Genomic DNA, 21085 nt, shown 5'->3' with positions numbered 1-21085 from the left:
TCAGTTGAAGCTGTCGTCTGGGTGCTGAGTGGCGGCGCGGAGGGCTCCGGTGACGCCGTAGAAGTTCCGAGCGGCGTCCACGATCTCGCGCGGCGGCCGGGCGCCGAAGAATCCGGTGCGGTTCGGAACGATCCCGGACCGGTGGTGCATCCTCGCCCGGAGTTCGGCCGTCGCGGCAAGGGTGCCGAGCGAGTCGACGACGGGGACGCCGTCGACGGCCGTGACCTCCTGATCGGCGAGGAACACGTTGAGCGGTCCCTCCCCCGGGACGATGACGTTGGCGCCCTGCGCGATGGCCTCCCTGGCCGCCCGCTCGAAGGCATCCAGCAGAGACGCGGGCTCCCTGTAGGCGGCCATGATGTCGTGGAACGCCGCCTCCACCTGGACGATGGGGCCCACCAGTCGGTCGAGGCGGTAGTGCTCGAAGTTGCGCCGCAGCTGCGGCACCAGGGCGCCGATGAAGTTGACGATCCCGACGCAGTCGCCGAACTGGGCGGCGCTCAGCACCGACGTCTGCCCGAAGCCAAGCACCGGGATGTCCACCAGCGTGCGGATCTCCTCGAACCCGGTGTCCGGGATGGTGGCGATCATGAAGGCGTCGTAGCCCTCGGCCTCTGCTGCCAGCGCCGCCTGCACGAACTGCTCCTTGTGGAGCCCCGAGAGGTACCAGTAGCCGATGTGCGATCCCGGGTAGTCCGACGGGTAGGTCCCGGCCGCCATGCCGTGAAGGTCGATGACCGTGTCGGGACCCACCGCCGAGGCCAGGTGGCGGCGCAGGGCGTCGCGGTAGTGCGGCACGTCGTCGAGCACGGTGAAACTCTGATGCCAGATCCGCAGCTGCTCGGTCATGTCAGGCGCTCAGCTCGCTCGCGATCACGTCGTCGGACGACACCACGGAGCCGAAGAAGGGCATGAGGCGGGTCATCGACATCTCGTGCAGCGCCGGGTCGAAGGACGCGCACATGTCCTCGACGATGCGCACCTGGAAGCCCTTGTCGCAGGCGGTCCGCGCCGCCGACTCGACGACGAGGTTGGTGGCCACGCCACCGAGGATGACGGTGCGGATCCCGGCGCCGGTCAGGATCTCGGTGAGTGCGGTGCCGATGAACGGGTCGACGCCACCCTTCTGGACCACCACCTCCCCGTCGCGGGGGGCCAGCGGGGCGGTGAAGGCCGCCTCGGGGGAGGTGGACAGCATGGCGCGGTTGTCGACGTAGGCGTTGAAGCGGGGGTGCTGGTTGGTGCGCAGCCCGTAGGCGTCGTCGAACGCGAGGCGCACGTGGATCACCTTGGCCCCCGCCTCCCGCGCGGCGGCGAGCACCTTCCCGGCGTTGGCGATCACGCCACGCTCACGGACCTGGGCGATCAGCGGCGGCATCTTCGCGTACGGGCCGTCCTCGGTGAGGGCCACCTCGTAGTCGAGCATGATCAGGGCGGTGGTGTCTGCGCTCATGGGTTTGCGTTGCCTCTCATTGGGTGCGGTGACGGGGTCACCAGGCGGACCATCCGCCGTCGACATACAGGATCTGGCCGGTGACGTAGGACGACGCCCGGCTGCAGAGGAACAGGAGGGGGCCGGCGAAGTCCGCGTCGGGATCGCCGTTGCGGCCCAGCATGGTGCGGTTGGCGAACCACTCGAGCTTCTCGGGCGATTCGGACAGGGCCGACGTCATTCCCGTGGGGTAGAAGACGCCGGGGGCCAGGCAGTTGACGCGAACCCCGTGCGGGCCCAGCTCCTGCGCGAGGCCGCGGGTGACGTTGGCCACCGCCGCCTTGGACGCGTAGTAGGCCGATTCCGGAATCGGGCCGACCCGCTCCGCGTAGACGGTGCTCATCAGAACGATGCGGCCACCCGGGCGGCCGCCGTCCCGCATCCGGACACCGGCCGCGCGGGCGACGAGCCAGTTGCCGAGGCCGTTGACGCGCATGAGGTGCTCGAACTCCGCCGGCGTGGTCTGATCGAACTCCTTGCGCAGCATTGCACCGGCGCAGTTGACGGCAACGTCGATCCCACCGAACCGCTCGACCGCCAGGTCGAAGACGGCCTCGACCCCCGCCTCGTCGGTGACGTCGCAGGTGGCGACGACATGGTCTCCGCTGAGTGTCGCGGCGGTTGCCTGGAGGTCCTCGACGCGGGACGGATGGTCGGCCAGGACCACGACGGCGCCCCGGGCCGACAGCTCCCGGGCGGCGCGAGCGCCGAGACCCCCCTCCCCCGCACCGATGACAACCGCGATCTCGCCGTCGAGGTCGAACAGATCAGGCATGGGAAACCTCCGGTGTCGGGGCGTGGGCCTGGCGGGCGGACGAACGCCCCGCGATGCGGCCGAAGATTCCGGCCTTGCCGATGGACGTGCCGGTCATGTACCCCGCGCCGTGGAAACCACCGATGATCTCGCCCGCCGCGTAGAGGCCGTCGATCGGTTCGTCGAAGACGTCCAGTACACGCATGGAGGGGTCGACGCGCAGCCCGCAGTATGTGGCGAGGACGACGGTGCCCGAGAGATGGGCGAAGAAGGGGGCGTTCTCCAGGGGGAAGATCTCACCCACCTTGCCGGAGAGGTGCTCGCGACCGAACTCGTCGGCCTCCCCCACCCGGATGTGACGGTTGTACTCCGCGACCGAGGCGACGGTCTCGGCGACCGGGAGTCCGGCTCGCTCTGCGAGCTCCTCGATGGTCTCGGCCTCGACCACAATGCCGGAGCGTCGGCGCCCCTCGAAGTCGAAGATGGCAACCGAGGAGTCGGAGGCCGCCATGACACGCGAGTCGAAGATCTGGACGGACTGGCCGTCGGTCTGCAGGAGGTTGGCGTCGCCCACCACCTTGTAGGGCAGGGATTCGTCGACGAACCGGTGACCCTCCTTGTTGACCGCGATGCCGCCCTTGTAGATGGCGTGGATGCCGGTGCCGTGCTCGCCGGGATGCGGGTGCGGGTACACGCCGTAGGTGCCCTTGATGTAGGGGGTGTCGACGACGTCCGCGCCCAGCGCCCAGGCAAGGCGGAGACCGTCGCCCACGTTGCCGGCCCCGCCGGCCTGCAGGGCGAGCCCCATCTGGGGCGCCCACTTCTCGAGCATGGCGCGGTTCTGCGCGAACCCGCCCGTGGCGAGGACGACGGCGCCGCAGCGGATCGTCTTGTCCCCGTCGTCGGCGGTGACCCGGACGCCGGTGACGCGGCCGGTCTCGCGGACCAGCCGCACGGCGGCCACGCCCGTGAACTGCCGGGCTCCGAGTTCGGCGGCGGCGTCGGTGAGGAGCTGCAGCATGCGGCGCGTATCCGTGGGATGCGACCGTGGCACCGACTGCCCGGCCGCCGCGTGCAGGTGTCCGTACTCGACCCCGAGACCCCGGAGCCATCGGTAGGTGTCGAGCTGGTGCGCGCAGTAGAGGTCCACCAGGGCCGGATCGCACTTCCCGAATCCGGCGGCGTGGATGTCGTCGCGCAGCAGCTCCACGGAGTCGTGCACACCCGCCTCGGCCTGCTCGTCGGTGCCGGCGTAGGCCGACAGGCCCGCCGACAGCACCGTTGATCCGCCGATCTCCGGCAGCTTCTCCAGCTGGACCACCGCGGAGCCGGACTCCGCGGCGGCAAGGCTGGCCGCACATCCGGCCAGGCCGCCGCCGAGGACGACGACGTCGACCTGATCGGGCAGCTCACTGAGCATCGTCATACTGCTCGCGCCTCCCACGGCTGGTCGAAGTGCGCCTCGGCCGCGCTCATCTGCTGGAGGTGCACCAGCGCCTGGCGGTCCTGCCAACTGAGCATCCGCTCCTGGTAGCCCAGGGTCCCACCGGTGTTTCGCAGGTACTCGAGAGATTCCTGTCCGGCCTGGAGGACGGCCCGCATGAGGAAGTTGGCGTACAGGACCAGCTTGAAGCCCATCGCCGCGTACTCGTCGACGGTGTGCTGGGGCGTCTTGCCGCCCTCGACGACGTTGACCACGAGTGGGGTGCCTGCGAATTCCTCGGCGACCCGACGGAGTTCCTCGTCGCTCTGGGGGGCCTCGATGAACAGCGCGTCGGCGCCGGCCTCCCGGTAGAGGTGTCCGCGCTCGATGGCGGCCTCGATCGAGCCCTCGGCGGAGCGGGCATCGGTCCGGGCGATGATGACGAGTGCGTCGTCCCGCCGGGCAGTGACCGCCGCGTCGATCTTGGACGCCATGTGCCTGGCGGGGATCAGGGCGTGGTGGTCGAAGTGGCCGCAGCGCTTGGGCATCTCCTGGTCCTCGATCTGGATGCCCGACACCCCGATCCGCTCCAGGAGGGTAACGGTGCGCATGGCGCTGAGCGGGCCGCCGTAGCCGGTGTCGGCGTCGACGATGACGGGGATGTCGACGGCGGCAGTGATCCGGCCGACGTTCTCCACCACCTCGGCCAGCGACACCAGACCCATGTCCGGCAGCCCGTACAGCGCGTTGGCCATGCCGGCGCCGGTCACGTACATCGCCCCGAAGCCTGCCCGCTGGACGAGTCGCGAGGACAGGGCGTCAGTCGCGCCGGGCACCACGACCGGTCGGTCACCGGCGAGGGCCGTGCGCAGCTGCAGGCGCAGTTCGTGCGGGCCGGAGCTCCTCAGCAGGCTCGGGGCCTGTGGTTGGTGTGTCATGTCCATCTCTTTCGTGCGTGGCGTGCGGATGACCTCCGGACTGCCGAGCCGCTCATCCCTCATGGCTCGACGCGGCCTCGCGGACCTCGTCGGCGTCGAAATCGTTGAAGCCCTCCACGAACTCGTTGGTGTAGACGTCCTCGGGGTTCAGCTCCTTGGAGGTGATGCCGTACTCCGCGGCGAACTCCATCCACTTGGCGACACCGGCCTCGGGGAACGACCCCATGTTCCTGTTCTCGACGGGGTCACCGACCATGGCCTTCGCGTTGCGGGACTCGAAGATCTCCACCTGCTTCTGCAGGAAGTCCTCGTCGTCGGAGGTCTTGGTCTGCGGGTAGAGCTCCCACAGGATCTCGATGGCGGCCTCCGGGTTCTCGGTGGCCCACACGGTGGCCTGCGACCATGCTCGGCCGAAGCCGTCGAGCGCCTCCGGCATCTCGGCGATGTTCTCGTCGGAGGTGACGAAGCCCGTGGAGAACAGCTGGGCGAACTCCGGCGGCATGAAGGTGCGGAGGTCCACCCCGGACTGCTCCATCATGGTGTACTCGGTGTCCCACAGCATCAGGGCGTCCACCTGCCCCTTGCTCAGTGCATCGGCGGCCGCGACACCAGTGCCCGTGGCGATGAACGTCACGCTTGCGGGGTCCACACCGGCGTCACGCAGCGCCGCTTCGGCGAGCAGCTTGGCGCCCGAGGAGATGGCGGCGACGCCGATGTTGGCGCCCTCGAGGTCGGCGAAGGACGCGATGTCCGAGTCCTCGAGCACGGCCAGGGACTGCACCGCTTCGCGTGACCAGTTGTAGAACATCTTGACGCTCTGGCCGTTGTCGACGGCAGCCCAGGCGCCCTCGGGGGTGGGCCCACCGATGTGGATCCGGCCCGTGGCCAGCGCCTGGAGGACGTCGCCCGAGCCGCCAGGGAACTGGAGCTCGACGTCGACGCCCGCCTGCTCGAAGTAGCCCTGATCCTCGGCCACCGCGAAGGCGGCCCAGTGCGGACCCATGGCGGACGACGGCGCGACGATCAGCTCGGTGATCTGGGCGGGCGCACCCGTGCTGCCGTCGGCCGCCGCCGGAGCCGAGCCGGGCTCGTCAGGGGCGCAGGCGCTGAGAAGTAGTGCGACGGCGGCGACGGAGACGGAGGTCTTGAGAAAATGCTTGTGCATGGTGGTGTCCTTCTGTGTAGGGGAACTGGCGTCACTGCCAGAAGATGAGGCGCTTGCGGGCGAACCGGACGATCTGGTTCAGCGCCACGCCGATGAGGGCGAGGATGATGAGGATGGCGAAGACACCTGCGGTGTCGTAGTTGGTCTTGAACTGCTGCAGCAGCACACCGAGGCCGGCGGTGGCCCCGACGAACTCACCGGTGATCGCCCCGATGAACGAATTCACGACGGCAACCTCGAGTCCGGCGAAGATCGACGGCAGGGCGCTCGGCAGCAGCAGGCGGCTCCAGATCTGCCACTTGGTTGCTGACAGGGACTGGAAGAGGTCGAGCCGCGACTTGTCAGTGGACAGGATGCCGTTCATGGTGTTGACCAGCATCGGGAAGAACACCAGCATGACGACGACGAGGATCTTGGGGGTGTACCCGAAGCCGAACCAGATGATGAACAGCGGCGCCAGGGCCACCTTGGGCATGGATTGGAAGGCCACGATGAACGGGTACAAAGCCCGACGGGCCAGTTCCCACTCGGCCAGGATGAAGCCCATGCCCACCCCGGTCACGATGCCGATGACCAGACCCACCATCGCCTCGTAGAACGTCACCTGCGTGTGTTCGCCGATCAGGGACAGCGTGTTGGGGTTGAAGAGTTTAGCGAGGACCTCGGACAGGGGCGGGAAGATGAAGCTCGGGGCGTTCACCAGCCGGGGAACGATCTCCCACGTGGAGAGGGCGCCGATGATCGACACGATGGCGATCACGTTGTTGCGGAGGAAGTTCGACGAGCCGGACCGGCGGCGGGGCCGCACGGGCAGCGGGATGTTGCCTCCGCCTTGGATGGGGCGGGTGACGATCTCAGTCGCGGACACGGGTCAGGGTCCTCTCAGCGGGGGTGCCTGCTTCGTCGTCGGCGACGAAGTAGGAGCGAACATGGGCGGTGATCCGCGCGAACTCGGGGTCGTCCATGACCGCGGGGGTGCGGTTGGGACCGAAGGGGATCTCGATGTCGTCGACGATGCGGCCGGGGCGGGACGACATGACGACCACCCGCTGTCCGAGCAGGACGGCCTCAGGGATGGAATGGGTGATGAGCAGCGTCGTGACCTGGGCCCGGTTCCAGATGGCGTTGAGGTCGAAGTTCATCTGCTCACGGGTCATGGCGTCCAGTGCGCCGAAGGGTTCGTCGAGCAGGAGCACCTCCGGGTCCTGCCCCAGCGCCCTCACGATGGCGACGCGCTGCTGCATGCCGCCTGAGAGTTCGAAGGGGTACTTGTCCTCGAAGCCGCTCAGTCCCGCCCGCTCAAGGAGCGTCCGGACACGATCCCGGTACTCCGGCTTGACGCCACCGCGGAGTTTCGCCGGGGCGAGGCAGTTCTGCTCGACGGTGAACCAGGGAAGCAGCGTCGGCGCCTGGAACATGAAGGCTGTGGTGCGTCGCGGCTTGGTGATCACGTCATCGCCCACCCGGATCTCGCCGTGCGTGAGGGGCTGAAGCCCCCCGATCGCACGGAGCAGGGTGGTCTTGCCGCAACCCGAAGGGCCCACGATGGACACGAAGCCGCCGGCCTCGATGTCCAGGTTCAGCGCCTGGAGCGCCGTCACCGTCGGGGAACCCTTACGTGTGAAGGTCACTTCTGCGTCCCTCACGGAGATCTTCTCGGTCATTGAGTCTCCTCACCTCTGCGTCGCTGCCGAGGGTTGTGTGTACGCCTTCAAAGGCGCCTTACTCAAAGAATGCACTGCCAACTGGCGACTGTCAACAGTTCACATCAAGATTCTTCTGGAACTATTTCACCCACGCTCAGAGTGAGCGAGCCAGCGCGCTCTCGAGGGAGTGCATGAGGTGCTCCTCCATGATCTGGCTGGCGAGTTCTCCTTCGCCGGCGAGCATGGCGCGCACGATGTCACGGTGCTCCCCCAGCGCCGCCACGGCCCTCTTCGGATCACGGGCGGACTTTGCGCGGGCGAGCTGGAGGCGGGTCTGAACTTCCTCGGCCATCCGGGCGATCACCTGGTTGCCGGCCATCCGGATGATCGCCCTGTGGAAGTCGAGGTCCGACGGGTAGGCGCCGCCGTCGGTCGACTCGATGGCGGCCGTCGCCTCGTCGAGCATGTGGTCCAGATCGGCGAGCTGGTCCGCGCTCCGGCGGGCGGCCACCAGCTTGACCGCGCGCCGCTCGAGGGCAATCCGGGCCTCGTACAGTTCGCTGACCTCCTCAGCGTCCACAGTCGAGACGAAGGCACCCTTGTTCCGCACCTGTGTCAGGAGGCCCTCGCTGGAGAGTCTCTGCACCGCCTCGCGCAGGGGCCCGCGGCTGATCCCGAGCTCCTCGGCGACGAGGACCTCATTGAGCCGCTCGCCCGGGCGCATCCGTCCCTCGAGGATCGCCCTTCTGAGATGATGTTCGGCCACGTCGCGGGCGCTCGTGACGCCCAGCCTGTCCCCGTCAGAGATGATCCTCATGTCGCGGCTCGCAGTGGTCACGCCGGCCCCTCTCGGTGTCCCTGGTCAGGCGCAGCGCCCGACGGACCGGCGACGCCGTCGTGGCGCACCGCCCGGTCAGAGCATGATACTACGCCGCCAACTGTTGACAGTCAACGGTTTGGCGTTGATGATGGTCGACAGCTCTACAAGGTCGGACAGAGAGGTCACCATGGGTAGCGCCGAATCAGCCATCGTCGATTCCATCTACAGTCGGTGGAGCGACAACCAGACCGTCACTCGGGCACACCAAGCCGTCACCGACACACTCGCCATCGCCGTCGCCGGCACCCACTCGAACCAGGCGAGGGTGGCCTCGGCCACCATCGTCCGTACTCCCCCAGGCCCCGGGCAGACGGCCGCGCTCTGGGCCGATGGCACGCACGCCGGCCTGGCCGAGGTGGCCTACGTGCTGGGAACCGGGACGCACAGCCTGGACTGGGACGATTACATGCATCCGATGCACGGCCACTGCAGCGCAGTCCTGCTCTCGACGCTGTGGCCCCTGGCCGAGGCCGGCCACAGCAGCGGCGCCGAGTTCGTCGACGCCTTCCTGGCGGGCTACCAGACGAACTGGCTGACCAGCCTCGCGCTGTCGCACGCCCACTACCGGCGAGGGTGGCACGCGACCAGCACCATCGGGTCGATCGGCGCCGCCGCGGCGGCCAGCCGCCTGCTCGGGCTCGACCGCCCCCAGGCATCGGTCGCGCTGGCCATCGCCGCGTCGTCGGCGGCCGGGGTGCGCGCGAACTTCGGCACGATGACGAAGGCCTTCCACGCGGGCGCCGCCGCCCGGGCCGGAGTCCAGGCGGCGCTCCTCGCCCGGGCAGGCGCGACGGCGAGCCCGGACTGGCTCCTAGGCGCGAGCGGGATGCTGGACTGCTTCGGCGGGGAACATTCGCCCGAGCGGGCGCTGCAGGAGGTGCTCGACGGAGCGAGGTCAGGGATCCACGGCATCACCGCGGCCTGGGGCCTCGTGCAGAAGCTCTACCCCTGCTGCGGCTCCATCCACGGGGCGCTCGACGCGACGCTGGAGATCATCAGGGGCAAGGACCTGCGCCCGGACGACATCACCGAGATCGTCGCGCACGTCGACCCGCTCGTGTTGCAGATCATGCGCGTCGACCGGCCCACCGATCAGGAGGCGGCCCGCTACTCGCCCACCTGGCTGGTGGCGGCGGCCGCCGTCGACCGCGAACTGGGGACGCGGCAGGTGGGCGACGACGCCCTCTCTCGCGCCGACATCCACACCATGCGGGACCGGGTCCGCGTGGTCGCGGATCTCGCGATGACCAACGACACGAGGTTCGGGGGGCGGGTTGAGGTCGCGGTGGGCCAGGAGCGACATGTGGCACACACCGACCACCCGTCCGGACATCCGGAGGCGCCCCTCTCCTCGGATCAGGCTCGCGAGAAGGCGCTCGTGGCGCTGAGGACGGTGATGGGCGACGCCGCCGCGGGGTCGCTGGCGGCGGCGATTCAGGGAGTGACCGAAGTGGGGAGCATCGCCACGCTCGGGGACGCCATCCGCCTGGCGATCGCGGGTGCGAAGCCAGGCTGCCCCCACTAGCCGGATGGCGCACTTGTACACGAGGGCGGCATACCCGCGACCGGGCAACATCAAGCAACCCCACTGCCTGGAACGCCCCGCCGCCTAGGCTCGAGAAAACTGCCACTTCACAGAAGGATTCCCATGACCGATCGACTCAAGGCCCTCAGCGACGCCGGTGTCTCCATCTGGCTCGATGACCTCTCCCGCGAGCGACTCACCTCCGGCAACCTGGCCGAACTGATCGAGACCAAGTCCGTGGTCGGCGTGACCACCAACCCGACGATCTTCGCCGCGGCCCTCAGCGACGGCGACTCCTACGCCGAGCAGCTCCAGGGCCTCACCGACGTCGACGAGGCGATCGAGCTCGCCACCACCACCGACGTCCGCGACGCCGCGGACCTCCTCAAGCCCATCTACGACCGCACCGGTGGCTTCGACGGCCGCGTCTCGATCGAGGTCTCGCCGGAACTCGCGCACGACACCGACGCCACCGTCGCCGCGGCCCAGAAGCTCTACGACATCGTCGGCCGGGAGAACCTCCTGGTGAAGATCCCCGCCACCAAGGCCGGCATCCCGGCGATCGCAGAGGTCATCGGCCGCGGCATCTCGGTCAACGTCACCCTCATCTTCAACGAGGACCGGTACCGCGAGGTCATGGATGCCTACCTGACCGGCCTGGAGACCGCCGACGCCGCGGGCCGCGACCTCGCCACGATCCACTCCGTCGCCTCCTTCTTCATCTCGCGGGTCGACGCCGAGATCGACGCCCGCCTCGCCAAGCTCGGGCGGGAGGACCTCAAGGGCAGGGCCGCCATCGCCAACGCGCAGGTCGCGCTGGGCGCGTTCGACGAGGTGTTCGGCTCCGAGCGCTTCGCCGCCCTCAAGGCCAAGGGCGCCAACCCGCAGCGCCCCCTGTGGGCGTCGACCGGCACGAAGGACCCCTCCTACCCCGACACCCTCTACGTCTCTGATCTGGTGGCAGGCAACATCGTCAACACCATGCCCGAGAAGACGCTCAACGCGTTCGCCGACCACGGCGACGTCGGCACCCCCATGGAGGGCACCGCGGACCAGGGTCGCGCGGTCCTGAAGGAGATCGCCGAGTCCGGCGTCGACCTCGACGACGCCTTCCAAGTCCTCGAGGACGAGGGAGTCGAGAAGTTCATCGTCAGCTGGAAGGAGCTCCAGGAGACGGTGCGAGGCGCCCTCGGCTGACGAACCCCAGGGTCGGGCGCGCACCCGGGGCCGTTCGCGTTGGGATCTCGGGTGTCGACAACTGACCGGCGCCCACGTCGGGACCTATGACAGCGGCATGATCGCGACGGCTAAGCCCGGGCTCAGGCTCAAGTGCCTTGGCTTGCCTGCCGCAAGGCGCAGGCCGCGACCTCCGCAAGGTCCAAGCCGTAGGAAGGCCCACCGTGTGCGCGGTAGGCGTCCACTCGGGCAGAACCGCGCTCAAGGAGCCGGGCGCCGCCAGCGTTGTTACCGCGGGCGACGTGGGTCAGGCCGACACAGATCTGGGCCAGTCCCTGCCACAGATCGCGCTCCTCGTCAGGGCCGGCCTTCCAGCGGGCCTCGAGGACCTCATGCGCGGCGAATGGCCGACCCTCCGCAACCAGGCTCCTGGCCAGCTCCACCGACTCCAACGGAGGCAAGGGCTCCTCCGACACCGGCTCAACGCCCGTGGCCCCATATGGCAGGGGCCGGCCGAGCGCGTCGCGCGGGCGCGCCTGGCGGGGGCGACCCGCGGCGTCCCGGTCGCGGATCATCTCAGGATCCTTCCGGAGCATCCCACTCCAAGCCCGACTCTCATGCTGCCCATGCTACGAGGATGTCACGCGCGAGGCTGGGCACTTGTCATGCCTCGCGTCCGACGAGAGGGCTCGGCCGAGGGAGCTGGGTCACTCACCCGCGCCATCCAGCTCGACGGCATCACCGACGTGGACGCGACCCGCCCTGGTCACCACGGCATCCACCCCGAACATCACCTCGTTTCGTTCGCGACGATAGGCCGCCAGCGCCCGCAGCGCGTCGGTGCGCCGCATCCCGGTGATTGGCCAACGTCCCCGATCAATACACCTAGAGCAGCAACCCCATCGGCGCCTCGATGCGGCGCTGGAACGCAGCCAGCCATTCCGCAGCCACGGCACCGTCGACGATCCGATGGTCCGCCGATAACGTCACCGTCATGACCGACGCCACGCGGATCTCACCGTCGACGACCACCGGCCGCTGCGACGCCGCGCCGACGGCGAGGATGCCGGAGTGCGGCGGTTGATGATCGCGCTGAACTCCTTCGTGCCGTACATGCCAAGGTTGGAGATGGTGAACGTGCCGCCCTCCAGGTCGCGCTGCTTGAGCCCGCCGGATCGGGCGCGCTCGGCCAGATCACGAACTGTTTCAGCCAATCGCCCCATTGAGAGGGTGTCCGCGTCCCGGACGACCGGGGTGAAGAGGCCGTCCTCGACGGCCACCGCCACCGCGATGTCGACCCTCCTGGCCCGCCTCATCCCGTCATCGCCCCAGACCGCGTTCATCGCCGGGACATCCCGCATGGCCTGGGCCGCAGCCTTGATGATGAAGTCGTTCACCGAGACCTTCCGGTCGCCGATCGCGTTCACCTGGGCACGGAGGGTGAGCAGATCGTCCATCTTGCAGTCGGCCACCACGTAGAAGTGTGGGACGGTCGCCTTGCTCTCGCTGAGGCGCCTGGCCACAGCTCGACGCATCCCGCTGTGGGGGAGGACGTCCCACTGCCCCTCGTCCACCGAGCCGGACGGCTGCGATGCCACGGCGTTCTGGGCGGTGGGCTCTGCATGCTTTTCCTGAGTGGGCGATGTGATTCTTGCCAGATCCTTCTTGAGGATCCGCCCGTTCGGGCCGCTCCCCTTCACCGTGGACAGGTCGAGGTTCTGCTCGCGGGCGAGGCGGCGCACCAGCGGGCTCGTCATCAGGCGTTCGGGGCGACCGGATTCCGTCGGCGCATCAGACTGATCCGCGCCGGGCGCCTCCTCCGACACGTCGTCGAGCCGGGCGGTCGTGTCACCAGGAGCTGCGGACTCGTCCACCTTGGCGAGGTCGCCGTCGACGGCGTCCTGCATATCAGTGTCGGCGGAGGGAGCCTCATCGTCGACGTCCGACCCGGCCGCAGCCAGGACTGCCGCGAGATCTTCACCCAATTCGGCGATGACGCCGATGGGGCTCCCGACGGCGACCTTGCGTCCCGCCTCCACCAGCTCACCCGCGAAAGTGCCTGACTCCTCGGCTTCCAGGTCGATCGTCGCCTTGTCGGTCTCGATCTCGCAGACGGCCTGGCCGACCGCCACCTTGTCGCCCGGCTTGACAAGCCAGGCCTGGATCGCTGCCTCGCCCGTGCCTGCGGCGATCTCAGGCATGCGCAGAATGTGCGGCATCAGAGCTCGCCTCCCGCGTCCTTGCGCAGCTGCTCAAGGGCGGCCGCCACTTCCTCGACGCCTGCGATTGCTGCGCGCTCCAGCACCTTCGAGATGCTCGGGCTCGCCTCGCTACCGGTCACCCGATGGACGGGGTGGTCCAGCCAGTCGAAGAACCGGCGGTGGATCTCGTCGGCCAGCCAACCACCGTAGGAAGTGCCCCGGGCGCCCTGTTCGACGATCATGACCGCGTTGGTCTTCTTCACGCTCGCCTCGATGGTGTCCCAGTCGATCGACGCCCGGTCCAGCCAGCGGAGATCGATGACCTCTGCGTCGACGCCGGTCTGCTCGACGGCCTCCAACGTCTTCGCCACCATCGACAGGTAGCTGATGACGGTCACTCCCGAGCCCTCGCGGCGCACGGCCGCCTTGCCCGGCGGGATGATGCCGTCCATGTCTGCGGGCACTGGGCCCACCTGCGGGTAGAGGTCGACGTGCTCGATCACCAGGACGGGGTCCTCCAAGGCCAGCGCCGCGTTCATCAGTCCGACGTAGTCGGCCGCGTTGGACGGGGCCACGATCCGCCAGCCGGGGGCGGTGGCGAAAATCCCCGCCGGGTCCATGAGGTGCTGGGAACCGTAGCCCGATCCCATCGCCACCTTGGTGCGGAGCACGAGTGGGACGGGGTTGTCGCCGCCGAACATGTGGCGGGCCTTGCCGATCTGGTTGAACACCTGGTCGGCCGCCACCCACATGAAATCGGGGTACATGAACTCCACCACCGGCCGGTAGCGACCGTCGAGGGCCAGCCCCCCAGCCAGACCGGCGAAGGCGTTTTCGCTGATGGGGGTGCCGAGAACGCGATCGGGGAACTGCTTGGCGAGGCCCTTGGTGGCCCCGTTCGTGCCGCCGCCGAGGCGATGAATGTCCTCGCCCAGGACGACGATCCGGTCGTCGGCCTCCATGCGACATCGCATGACGTCGGCGATGGTGTCGACGAAACGTCCCTCATCCTCGCTGTCACTGGGCGCCTGCTCGGGCATGGAGTCGAGTTCGGACGCGTACACCCAGGACCAGCGTGCGGGACTGCTGCACGAGTAGGTGGCATCCTATGTGTGGGGCCGTGAGGTCCTACGGGAGGGATGTAGACCATGCCCACAGCCCGTCCCCGGGGGTTCCGAGACGACGTGGTCGCTGTTGCCCGCCGCGTGAGGCCCCGGTCGCCCCCGTGGGGGTCACCCTGCATCTGCCTGACCAGAGACACCTGCACTGGCGCCCCGTCTCGGCCCGGCATCTCGGGAAGACTGCGGACTGGTACCACCGTTGCGGCTCTCGACCTGTCAGGGAGTCACGGTCAGGAGTCTATCGACTGCTTATGCTTGCCCGGGCAACGACCTGCCTCACTCACCGATGGTTTGGTGCCTCCCGGCGAGATGGATCGGCCAAGGCGCGGAAGCGGCCGGAGCGCAGACTGCGGACCCCACGGTTCGCGGGGCCCGCAGCGTATTGTTTCCTCAGTGGATGACGGGTCCGGGCCTTCCGGCCGGGAGTTCGACCATGACCCGCTCGCCACCGATGGTCACCGTTGCCGTAGCAGCGACGGTCGGATCAGCATCCTCAAGGTCGATGAAGAGGCGGCGGGTGCCGTCCTTGTTGACCCCACGCACCCAGACGCCCGCGCCGGCCGTGACATCCTCCGTGCTCACCGGACGAGACCCGTAGAGAACGTCCTTCGCTCCGGTCTGCATCCAGGTTCCGAGGTCCACTAGGGCCTTCCTCTGAAGCTCAGGGAGCGTGCCGTCCGCCTTCGGACCGACGTTGAGCAGGAAGTGCCCTCCCCTCGACACAATGTCCGTCAACATGCGGGCAATCTGATAGCCAGTCAGGTAGTGGCTCTGGTCTTCGAGCTGGTTGTAGGCAAAGGAGTAGCCGATGCCGCGGCAGTTCTCCCACGCCTTGTCACCCTCGTTGGCGAGCAGGTGCGAGTACTCGCTGGTGAGGTAGTCAGAATGCGTGTCGCCGTAACGGTCGTTGACCACACCGGTGGGGACTTGTGCGTAGAAGTAGTTGAACAGTGTGCCTAACCCGTCGGGACCGAAGTTCTTGGCGCCGTCAGGCCACTGGATGTCGTTCCAGAGGATCTCAGGCTTGTACCGGTCGATCAGGTCTCGGCACTGCAGAGCGCAGTAAGCGCCGTATTCAGAATCTTTCGGTCGACCGGTGTCGTTCACCGATTCGTCTGTGGTGTGAGGCGGCATGGGTCGGAAGTGCCAATCCAGGCCGCCCGAGTAGTAGACGCCAAAGTGCATGCCGGTCTCGCGGACCGCCTCGGCGATGGGGGCGATCAGGTCCCGCTTGGGACCGCGCGAAACGGTGTTGCGGCCGTTGGTGCGCGGAGCGTCCCACAGAGTGATGCCATCGTGATGCTTGGTGGTGGGGATCACGTATCCGGCGCCTGCGTCATGGAAGAGGGTGGCCCAGTCCTTGGGGTCGAACTTCTCGGCCTTCCACAGATCGAGCAGACCGTCGTAGGGCATGTCCCCATACACCTCGCGATGGTGCTCCTGCGCAGGTGACCCGTCAATGCGAATGGTGTTGTAATACCACTCTGAGTAGGGGTTGTGCTTGAACCAAGTCTCCCACTCGATGGTGCCGAGAGCCCCGATGGGCTCACCGAAGGCGGAGACCGAGTAGGCCCCCCAGTGGATGAAGATGCCGAACGGGGTGTCGGCGTACCACTGTGGCAGTTCGCGCTCCGAGAGCTCCTCGAAGGATCTCGCTTCGTTCATGATCTATTCACTCCTATTCAGCGACAGCGTGCCGCGTTGATATTGCATGAGCTAGAGGCCAGGCGCCGAGCATTCGCTCTGCGTGTTCATCGCCCACCAAACCCTCCGATGTTGATGCCCTTGGCGATCTGCCGCTGGAGGAAGACGACGATCGACAAGCTGGCTAGCACCGCGATGGACGTGGCGGCCATTAGCGGGCCCCAGTCGGTTCCGCGTTCGCCCGAGAACATGCTGAGGCCAAGTTGAAGCGGCGCCTTGGCGGGATCCGTGATGATGATGAGCGGCCACAGGAAGGCATTCCAGTAGTCGATGAAGGTGAAGGCGGCGACGATGGAGATCGGGCCGCGGAGTAGAGGCACGATGACGTGGCGCAGCAACTGCCACTGGCTGGCACCGTCGATGCGCGCTGCCTCCTCGTAATCCGGAGGCAGGGACAGCAGGAACTGCCGGAGGAGAAACGTTCCGAAGGCTCCGAATGCGAAGGGCAGGATGATGGCCGGATAGCTGTTGACGAGGCCGGTGCTATTGGCTCCGATGAAGAGCGGGATGACCAGAACCTCGATCGGTAGCATCAGCGTGGCGATGAACACGGCGAACAGCGCTCCACGGCCCGGAAACTCGAACCTCGAGAAGGCGTAGGCGCTGAGCACGGAGACCGTCACGGCGATGAGGGCCCCCATGCCTGCGATGAAGAAGGTGTTGGCGAGGATTCGAGCGAAGGGAATCGCCGAGAAGACCTCAGCGTAGTTGCTCCATCGCACCTCGGACCCGATCAGGTTGCCGCCGCCGAGGAGCACCTCGGTACTGGGCTTCAGCGAGGAGAAGAACATCCAGACGAAGGGAACGACGAAGATGAAGCCGACGACCGCGAGGGCGATCTTGCTGATCAGTGGTCCAATCTTGAACGGCCTGCGTCGGTCATGCATCGTAACTCACCCACTTCTTCTGGCCGACGAACTGCAGGGCAGTGACCAGCATCACGATGACAAAGAGCACCCAGGCCATGGAGGAGGCGAGGCCGAGTCGGTCGTAGGAGAAGCCGGTGCGGTAAAGACTCAGGACAAGAGTGTTGGTTGCGTTTCCGGGGCCGCCGAGAGTGAGCACATACGGCTGGGCGAACACCTTGAATCCGCCGATGACCGTCATGACGCTACAGAAAAACAGGGAGGGCGACAGCATGGGAAATGTCACTTTCCAGAACCGGCTCCAAGCATTCGTCCCATCAATTCGAGCGGCCTCCATGATGGAGGGGTTGATGTTCGTGAGGCCGGCGATGAGGATCACGATGTTGTATCCGATCCCTTGCCATAGTGACATGAGGATGAGCGACGTCATGGCCCACGCCCCATCTCCCAACCACGAGGGACCCTGGATACCGAACCAACCAAGGAATGTATTCAGCAGCCCGCGGTCCTGCAGCATGAGGCGCCAGATGAGAGCGTTTGCCACCATCGGCGTGACCACGGGCACGAAGAACAGGATCTGGAAGAACGGCGCCCAGGTCGGCAGCGAACGCAGCCACACCGCGATGGCTGTGCAGATGATGAGGTTGGCGATGGTGTAACCGATGGCAAAGATCGCGGTGTTTCGCAAGACGGTGAAGAACACGGGATCCGCGCCAGAGAGGATCTGGACGTAGTTCTGGAGTCCCACGAACTCTCGCGAACCGTAAAGAGGCCATTGGTAGAGGCTGATGACCAGGGAAGCAATCAGCGGAACGACGACGAACGAGATGAAGCCGGCCATCCCCGGAGCCAAGTGGAAGAAGGCCAGCAGACGTTGGCTCATGCCTGACTTGCTGGCCTTCTTCACATCTCGCTTCGGTTCGGTCTGACCCGCTACCGGAAGCGTGCTGGTCATGGATCAGCCGATACCCTGATCGATCGAGGTCAGGATCTCCTCTGCAGTCCGCACACCACGCACACCTTCCGGCGAGTACTGGGCGAACTGCGTCACGAACTGGTTCCACGTTGAGGTGGTCTCCAGCGGGAGGGCGTTCTCAAGCAGGGCCTCGACGACGGCAACGTCTTCGGCTGGCTTGCCCTCGGACCAGGCGCTCATCGCTTCGGGCACAGAGGGCACGGTGCCACGATTCTTGCCCACGTAGCCCACCACCTCCGGCGTCGTCATCTTCATGATGTTCTCGAACGCTGCCTCCTTGTCCGGGCAGGACTCTGCGATTCCGAAGCCCGATCCCTGGATCATCCCGACGGGCTCACCCGAGGTCGACGGCGGCACAGAAATTCCCACCTCGAACTCGGCCCCGTCAACGATCGTGGAGTAGAACCAGGGGCCATCGATAATCATGGCGACATTGCCCGCGAAGAATTCCGCGCGGCCGCGCTCGTCGTTGTCTCCGGCGCTGGGGGCAGCGGCCACCTTCTCGACAGCCACCAGGTCCATCACCCATTGGAAGTCGTCGACGAACGCCGACTCCGTCACCGCCAGTTCGCCGTCCTTCACGGGTGCATTGCCGTCAGCGAACGCGATCGGAAGGTAGGGGTACATGGAATCCGGTGCCACGTAAGCGCCGTACTTGCCATCTCCCGTCAATGCCTTGGCGTCCGCCAGGAAGTCATCGCGCGAGTACGTCGCGCCTGGGAGGTCCAGGCCCTTCTCCTCGAAGAGCGCCTTGTTGTAGTAGAGCAGCATCGGCTCGGCGTCGTACGGCAGCGCACGCACAGATCCGTCTACCGTCATGCCCTGCATCATGGCCTCGTTGTAGATGGAGAGGTCCAGACCAGCGTTCTCAGCCAGCTCGTCCAGCGGCGCGAGAAGCTGGGACAGCTCTTGTGCCCGAGCGGCCTGAGTGGTCATGATGCAGGGGGCGTCCGACGCGGACATCCGTGTCCGGACTAGAGTCCAGTACTCTTGGAAGCTTGGACCCTCCAGCGAGAGCTCGAACTCGGGATCGTCGAACTCCTTGACACCGGCGATGAAGGTCTCCCACTGCTCCCGATCGGACTCGTTGGAAACCCATGTGTACATCTGGTTTGCGCGCTCGCTGACTTCTGCGGATCCTTGCCCATCCTGACCGCAGGCCGAGAGGCTGAGCGCTAGAACGCCAGCAAGCAAGCCAGCCGAGATCTTTCTTGACATCAGAACACTCCTTCGTTTTCTGAGGGCCAGGCCCATGAGACGGGCTCCTCCGTTGGAGCCCATGGGGCGTGGCCACTTGTGTCACACGCTAACATCCCTTGTTAGCGTTGCCAATAGACAGGACTTTTCGTTATCTAAACGTGATCTTCTAAGCAAGCGCGGTCTTGTGCCCCCTCTGCGCGCACAAGCAGCGGCACGCCGGCGTCGGTAGCCCCCGCCTTCGGGTGGCTCAACGGCCTGGCTTGAGGTCTGACATGCCCCCTGTCTCGATGCTGAGCATCCGAAGGAAGACTTCGACGTCGGACCGTCACAGGGGAAGCTGCGGGCACCGCCTAGCCTCGATCGTTCATGGCGTGTGGGCGACCTGTGCCGTAAATGAGCCAGAGTGCCTTCTGACTACGGGATACTTGGAGTTGCGAAGCTCAAAAGACCCATAGCGGAAGGCACTCGGCAAGTGAAGGATACTGCGTGGTCGTCGGGGTTGTCAGTCACAGGTGACGGGACCGGGGTGGTCGCCCACGCAGGCAGCATCGGGCTTCGCTTGTTGGCTGACCGGGTCGGGCTGACCGGTGGTCTCTCGACAGCGATGGCCAGGCGCGGTTTCGTCCCCTCGGTCCATGACCGCGGCCAGGTGCTGACCGATGTCGCGGTGCTGCTCGCCGACGGCGGTGAGGCGATCTCCGACATCGACGTCCTGCGTCACCAATCCCAAGTGCTGGGGCCGGTCGCCTCAGCTCCGACGGTGTGGCGGGCGCTGGATGAGGTCACGGACGCCAGGCGTAGGAAGATCGCCACGGCCCGGGCCCGTGTCCGGCGCCACGTCTGGGCCCAGCTGACAGGCGCTGGCGGAGTTCCGGCCTCTCGGGTCGCTGGCACCGATCTCGGCAGCACCGTGGTGTTGGATGTCGATGCCACGATCGTGGTCACGCATTCGGAGAAGGAACTCGCGTCGCCGACGTTCAAACGAACCTTCGGGTATCACCCGATCGGTGTGTGGTGCGACAACACGCACGAGTTCCTCGCCGCCGCGCTGCGAACCGGTCGGGCGGGGTCGAACACCGCCGTGGATCACATTCAGGTCCTGGGCGAGGCGATCACCCAGATCCCGATGCCGTATCGCCGCAACCTGTTGATCCGCTGTGACGGGGCCGGCGCCTCCCACCAGTTGCTGGACTGGCTCCATGCGCAAGGCCAAGTCAGAGGCCGGATCTTGCACTACAGCGTGGGGTTCACCATCGGCGAGAACGTGCGCGATGCGATCACGCAGTTGCCGGTCGGGTCATGGTCTCCGGCGCTGAAGGCCGATGGTGAGGTTCGAGAGGGCGGGGAGGTCGCCGAGGTCACAGGACTGCTCAATCTCGATGGTTGGCCGGCGGGGATGCGGGTGATCCTGCGCCGGGAACGCCCGCATCCGGGGGCGCAGTTGTCGCTGTTTGAAGAGGCCGACGGGTGGCGGTATCAAGCGTTTGCCACCAACACAGCCGCGGGGCAGTTGCAGTTCCTTGAGGCCCGGCATCGGGCGCATGCCCGGGTTGAGGACCGGATCCGTCACGCCAAGGACTCGGGCTTGGGACGTTTCCCGTCGCGCGAGTTCAGCATCAACCAGACCTGGCTGACCCTGACGATGATCGCCGCCGACCTGGTCGCCTGGTTCAAGATGCTGGCCCTCGACGGTGACCTCGCCAAGGCCGAACCCAAGGCACTCAGGTATCGGCTGCTGCACGTCCCGGCCCGACTGGTCCACGGCGCCCGGCGGCGACGGCTGCGCCTCCCGAAGAGCTGGCCCTGGGTTGAGCACCTCGTGGCCGCGTTCGCCCGGATCGCCGCGATCCCACCAGCCTGACCCCAACCGACCGCCACTACCCGAGGAAACCTGGAGAACCGCCGCCCGGCAGCGTCAGCCGGCCAACAGTCACGCCCTCAACCGGCCCAGTGTTCAAATCGGGCTCCGACAGCCCAGCTGACAGCTCTCAAGCCGCCTCATGAAAGAGGGAGGCTAG

Annotated in this window: 19 protein-coding genes and 1 pseudogene; 3 read left to right on the top strand and 17 right to left on the bottom strand. The window is 66.9% G+C overall.

Annotation, left to right across the window (positions count from 1 at the left end):
• From ACZK5N_RS14445 to ACZK5N_RS14405, 9 genes are all read right to left on the bottom strand, one after another.
• Positions 1–849, bottom strand: a complete 849-nt coding sequence (locus tag ACZK5N_RS14445; protein WP_463625195.1) for an aspartate/glutamate racemase family protein — start codon at positions 847–849, stop codon at positions 1–3.
• 1 nt (position 850) lies between these two features.
• Positions 851–1453 (bottom strand): cysteine hydrolase family protein, encoded by a 603-nt coding sequence (locus ACZK5N_RS14440; protein ID WP_463625193.1) that lies wholly within the window; start codon positions 1451–1453, stop codon positions 851–853.
• 37 nt (positions 1454–1490) lie between these two features.
• Entirely contained in the window at positions 1491–2267 is a 777-nt protein-coding gene (locus ACZK5N_RS14435) for an SDR family NAD(P)-dependent oxidoreductase (RefSeq protein ID WP_463625192.1), read from the bottom strand.
• Positions 2260–3672, bottom strand: a complete 1413-nt coding sequence (locus ACZK5N_RS14430) for an FAD-dependent oxidoreductase (RefSeq protein ID WP_463625191.1) — start codon at positions 3670–3672, stop codon at positions 2260–2262. Before ACZK5N_RS14430 ends, ACZK5N_RS14435 begins: the two co-directional genes overlap by 8 nt.
• Entirely contained in the window at positions 3669–4607 is a 939-nt protein-coding gene (locus tag ACZK5N_RS14425) for an isocitrate lyase/PEP mutase family protein (protein ID WP_463625190.1), read from the bottom strand. The genes ACZK5N_RS14430 and ACZK5N_RS14425 overlap by 4 nt, the downstream gene beginning before the upstream one ends.
• 52 nt (positions 4608–4659) lie before the next feature.
• Positions 4660–5772 carry an ABC transporter substrate-binding protein gene (locus ACZK5N_RS14420; RefSeq protein WP_463625188.1) on the bottom strand — a complete coding sequence of 371 codons (1113 nt, stop codon included), beginning with the start codon at positions 5770–5772 and terminating at the stop codon, positions 4660–4662.
• A 31-nt stretch (positions 5773–5803) separates the two neighbouring features.
• Positions 5804–6640, bottom strand: a complete 837-nt coding sequence (locus ACZK5N_RS14415) for an ABC transporter permease (protein ID WP_463625187.1) — start codon at positions 6638–6640, stop codon at positions 5804–5806.
• Positions 6627–7436 carry an ABC transporter ATP-binding protein gene (locus tag ACZK5N_RS14410; RefSeq protein WP_463625186.1) on the bottom strand — a complete coding sequence of 270 codons (810 nt, stop codon included), beginning with the start codon at positions 7434–7436 and terminating at the stop codon, positions 6627–6629. Before ACZK5N_RS14410 ends, ACZK5N_RS14415 begins: the two co-directional genes overlap by 14 nt.
• Before the next feature lie 136 nt (positions 7437–7572).
• Positions 7573–8256, bottom strand: a complete 684-nt coding sequence (locus ACZK5N_RS14405; protein WP_463625185.1) for a GntR family transcriptional regulator — start codon at positions 8254–8256, stop codon at positions 7573–7575.
• Positions 8257–8425: 169 nt separating this feature from the next.
• Between ACZK5N_RS14405 and ACZK5N_RS14400 the strand changes: the two genes are divergently transcribed.
• Entirely contained in the window at positions 8426–9823 is a 1398-nt protein-coding gene (locus ACZK5N_RS14400; RefSeq protein ID WP_463625184.1) for an MmgE/PrpD family protein, read from the top strand.
• Positions 9824–9946: 123 nt separating this feature from the next.
• Entirely contained in the window at positions 9947–11020 is a 1074-nt protein-coding gene (tal, locus tag ACZK5N_RS14395; protein ID WP_463625182.1) for a transaldolase, read from the top strand.
• A gap of 128 nt (positions 11021–11148) precedes the next feature.
• On the opposite strand, the gene ACZK5N_RS14390 is transcribed toward tal, so the two are convergent.
• The 8 genes and pseudogenes from ACZK5N_RS14390 to ACZK5N_RS14355 all read right to left on the bottom strand — a co-directional run bounded on the left by ACZK5N_RS14390 (position 11149) and on the right by ACZK5N_RS14355 (position 19121).
• A complete protein-coding gene (locus ACZK5N_RS14390; RefSeq protein WP_463625181.1) occupies positions 11149–11574 on the bottom strand; it encodes a DUF309 domain-containing protein in 426 nt (141 codons plus the stop codon).
• Between the two features lie 132 nt (positions 11575–11706).
• Positions 11707–11850, bottom strand: a complete 144-nt coding sequence (locus ACZK5N_RS14385) for a hypothetical protein (RefSeq protein ID WP_463625180.1) — start codon at positions 11848–11850, stop codon at positions 11707–11709.
• 34 nt (positions 11851–11884) lie between these two features.
• Positions 11885–13200 (bottom strand): annotated as a pseudogene (locus ACZK5N_RS14380) (2-oxo acid dehydrogenase subunit E2).
• A 17-nt stretch (positions 13201–13217) separates the two neighbouring features.
• Positions 13218–14264, bottom strand: coding sequence for an alpha-ketoacid dehydrogenase subunit beta (locus ACZK5N_RS14375; protein WP_463625179.1), 1047 nt, complete (start codon positions 14262–14264; stop codon positions 13218–13220).
• 447 nt (positions 14265–14711) lie between these two features.
• Complete coding sequence (locus ACZK5N_RS14370; protein WP_463625178.1) at positions 14712–15986, bottom strand: alpha-L-fucosidase; 1275 nt, start codon at positions 15984–15986, stop codon at positions 14712–14714.
• An 86-nt stretch (positions 15987–16072) separates the two neighbouring features.
• Positions 16073–16912 carry a carbohydrate ABC transporter permease gene (locus ACZK5N_RS14365; RefSeq protein WP_463625177.1) on the bottom strand — a complete coding sequence of 280 codons (840 nt, stop codon included), beginning with the start codon at positions 16910–16912 and terminating at the stop codon, positions 16073–16075.
• Entirely contained in the window at positions 16905–17846 is a 942-nt protein-coding gene (locus ACZK5N_RS14360) for a carbohydrate ABC transporter permease (protein WP_463625176.1), read from the bottom strand. The genes ACZK5N_RS14365 and ACZK5N_RS14360 overlap by 8 nt, the downstream gene beginning before the upstream one ends.
• A 3-nt stretch (positions 17847–17849) precedes the next feature.
• Positions 17850–19121: an ABC transporter substrate-binding protein gene (locus tag ACZK5N_RS14355; RefSeq protein ID WP_463625175.1), complete on the bottom strand. Its 1272-nt coding sequence runs from the start codon at positions 19119–19121 to the stop codon at positions 17850–17852.
• A gap of 397 nt (positions 19122–19518) precedes the next feature.
• Between ACZK5N_RS14355 and ACZK5N_RS14350 the strand changes: the two genes are divergently transcribed.
• Entirely contained in the window at positions 19519–20928 is a 1410-nt protein-coding gene (locus ACZK5N_RS14350; RefSeq protein ID WP_459020375.1) for an IS1380 family transposase, read from the top strand.
• Positions 20929–21085 lie beyond the last annotated feature (157 nt).

It is taken from the genome of Tessaracoccus pujii (assembly GCF_055326215.1).
This window is presented reverse-complemented; position numbering and strand designations above follow the sequence as displayed.

Coding starts and splice junctions, on each gene's coding strand:
- ACZK5N_RS14425 (WP_463625190.1), bottom strand. CDS start 4,607: ATGACACACCAACCACAGGCCCCGAGCCTGCTGAGGAGCTCCGGCCCG.
- ACZK5N_RS14400 (WP_463625184.1), top strand. CDS start 8,426: ATGGGTAGCGCCGAATCAGCCATCGTCGATTCCATCTACAGTCGGTGG.
- ACZK5N_RS14385 (WP_463625180.1), bottom strand. CDS start 11,850: ATGCGGCGCACCGACGCGCTGCGGGCGCTGGCGGCCTATCGTCGCGAA.
- tal (WP_463625182.1), top strand. CDS start 9,947: ATGACCGATCGACTCAAGGCCCTCAGCGACGCCGGTGTCTCCATCTGG.
- ACZK5N_RS14440 (WP_463625193.1), bottom strand. CDS start 1,453: ATGAGCGCAGACACCACCGCCCTGATCATGCTCGACTACGAGGTGGCC.
- ACZK5N_RS14445 (WP_463625195.1), bottom strand. CDS start 849: ATGACCGAGCAGCTGCGGATCTGGCATCAGAGTTTCACCGTGCTCGAC.
- ACZK5N_RS14420 (WP_463625188.1), bottom strand. CDS start 5,772: ATGCACAAGCATTTTCTCAAGACCTCCGTCTCCGTCGCCGCCGTCGCA.
- ACZK5N_RS14430 (WP_463625191.1), bottom strand. CDS start 3,672: ATGACGATGCTCAGTGAGCTGCCCGATCAGGTCGACGTCGTCGTCCTC.
- ACZK5N_RS14370 (WP_463625178.1), bottom strand. CDS start 15,986: ATGAACGAAGCGAGATCCTTCGAGGAGCTCTCGGAGCGCGAACTGCCA.
- ACZK5N_RS14360 (WP_463625176.1), bottom strand. CDS start 17,846: ATGACCAGCACGCTTCCGGTAGCGGGTCAGACCGAACCGAAGCGAGAT.
- ACZK5N_RS14365 (WP_463625177.1), bottom strand. CDS start 16,912: ATGCATGACCGACGCAGGCCGTTCAAGATTGGACCACTGATCAGCAAG.
- ACZK5N_RS14410 (WP_463625186.1), bottom strand. CDS start 7,436: ATGACCGAGAAGATCTCCGTGAGGGACGCAGAAGTGACCTTCACACGT.
- ACZK5N_RS14355 (WP_463625175.1), bottom strand. CDS start 19,121: ATGGGCCTGGCCCTCAGAAAACGAAGGAGTGTTCTGATGTCAAGAAAG.
- ACZK5N_RS14435 (WP_463625192.1), bottom strand. CDS start 2,267: ATGCCTGATCTGTTCGACCTCGACGGCGAGATCGCGGTTGTCATCGGT.
- ACZK5N_RS14390 (WP_463625181.1), bottom strand. CDS start 11,574: ATGATCCGCGACCGGGACGCCGCGGGTCGCCCCCGCCAGGCGCGCCCG.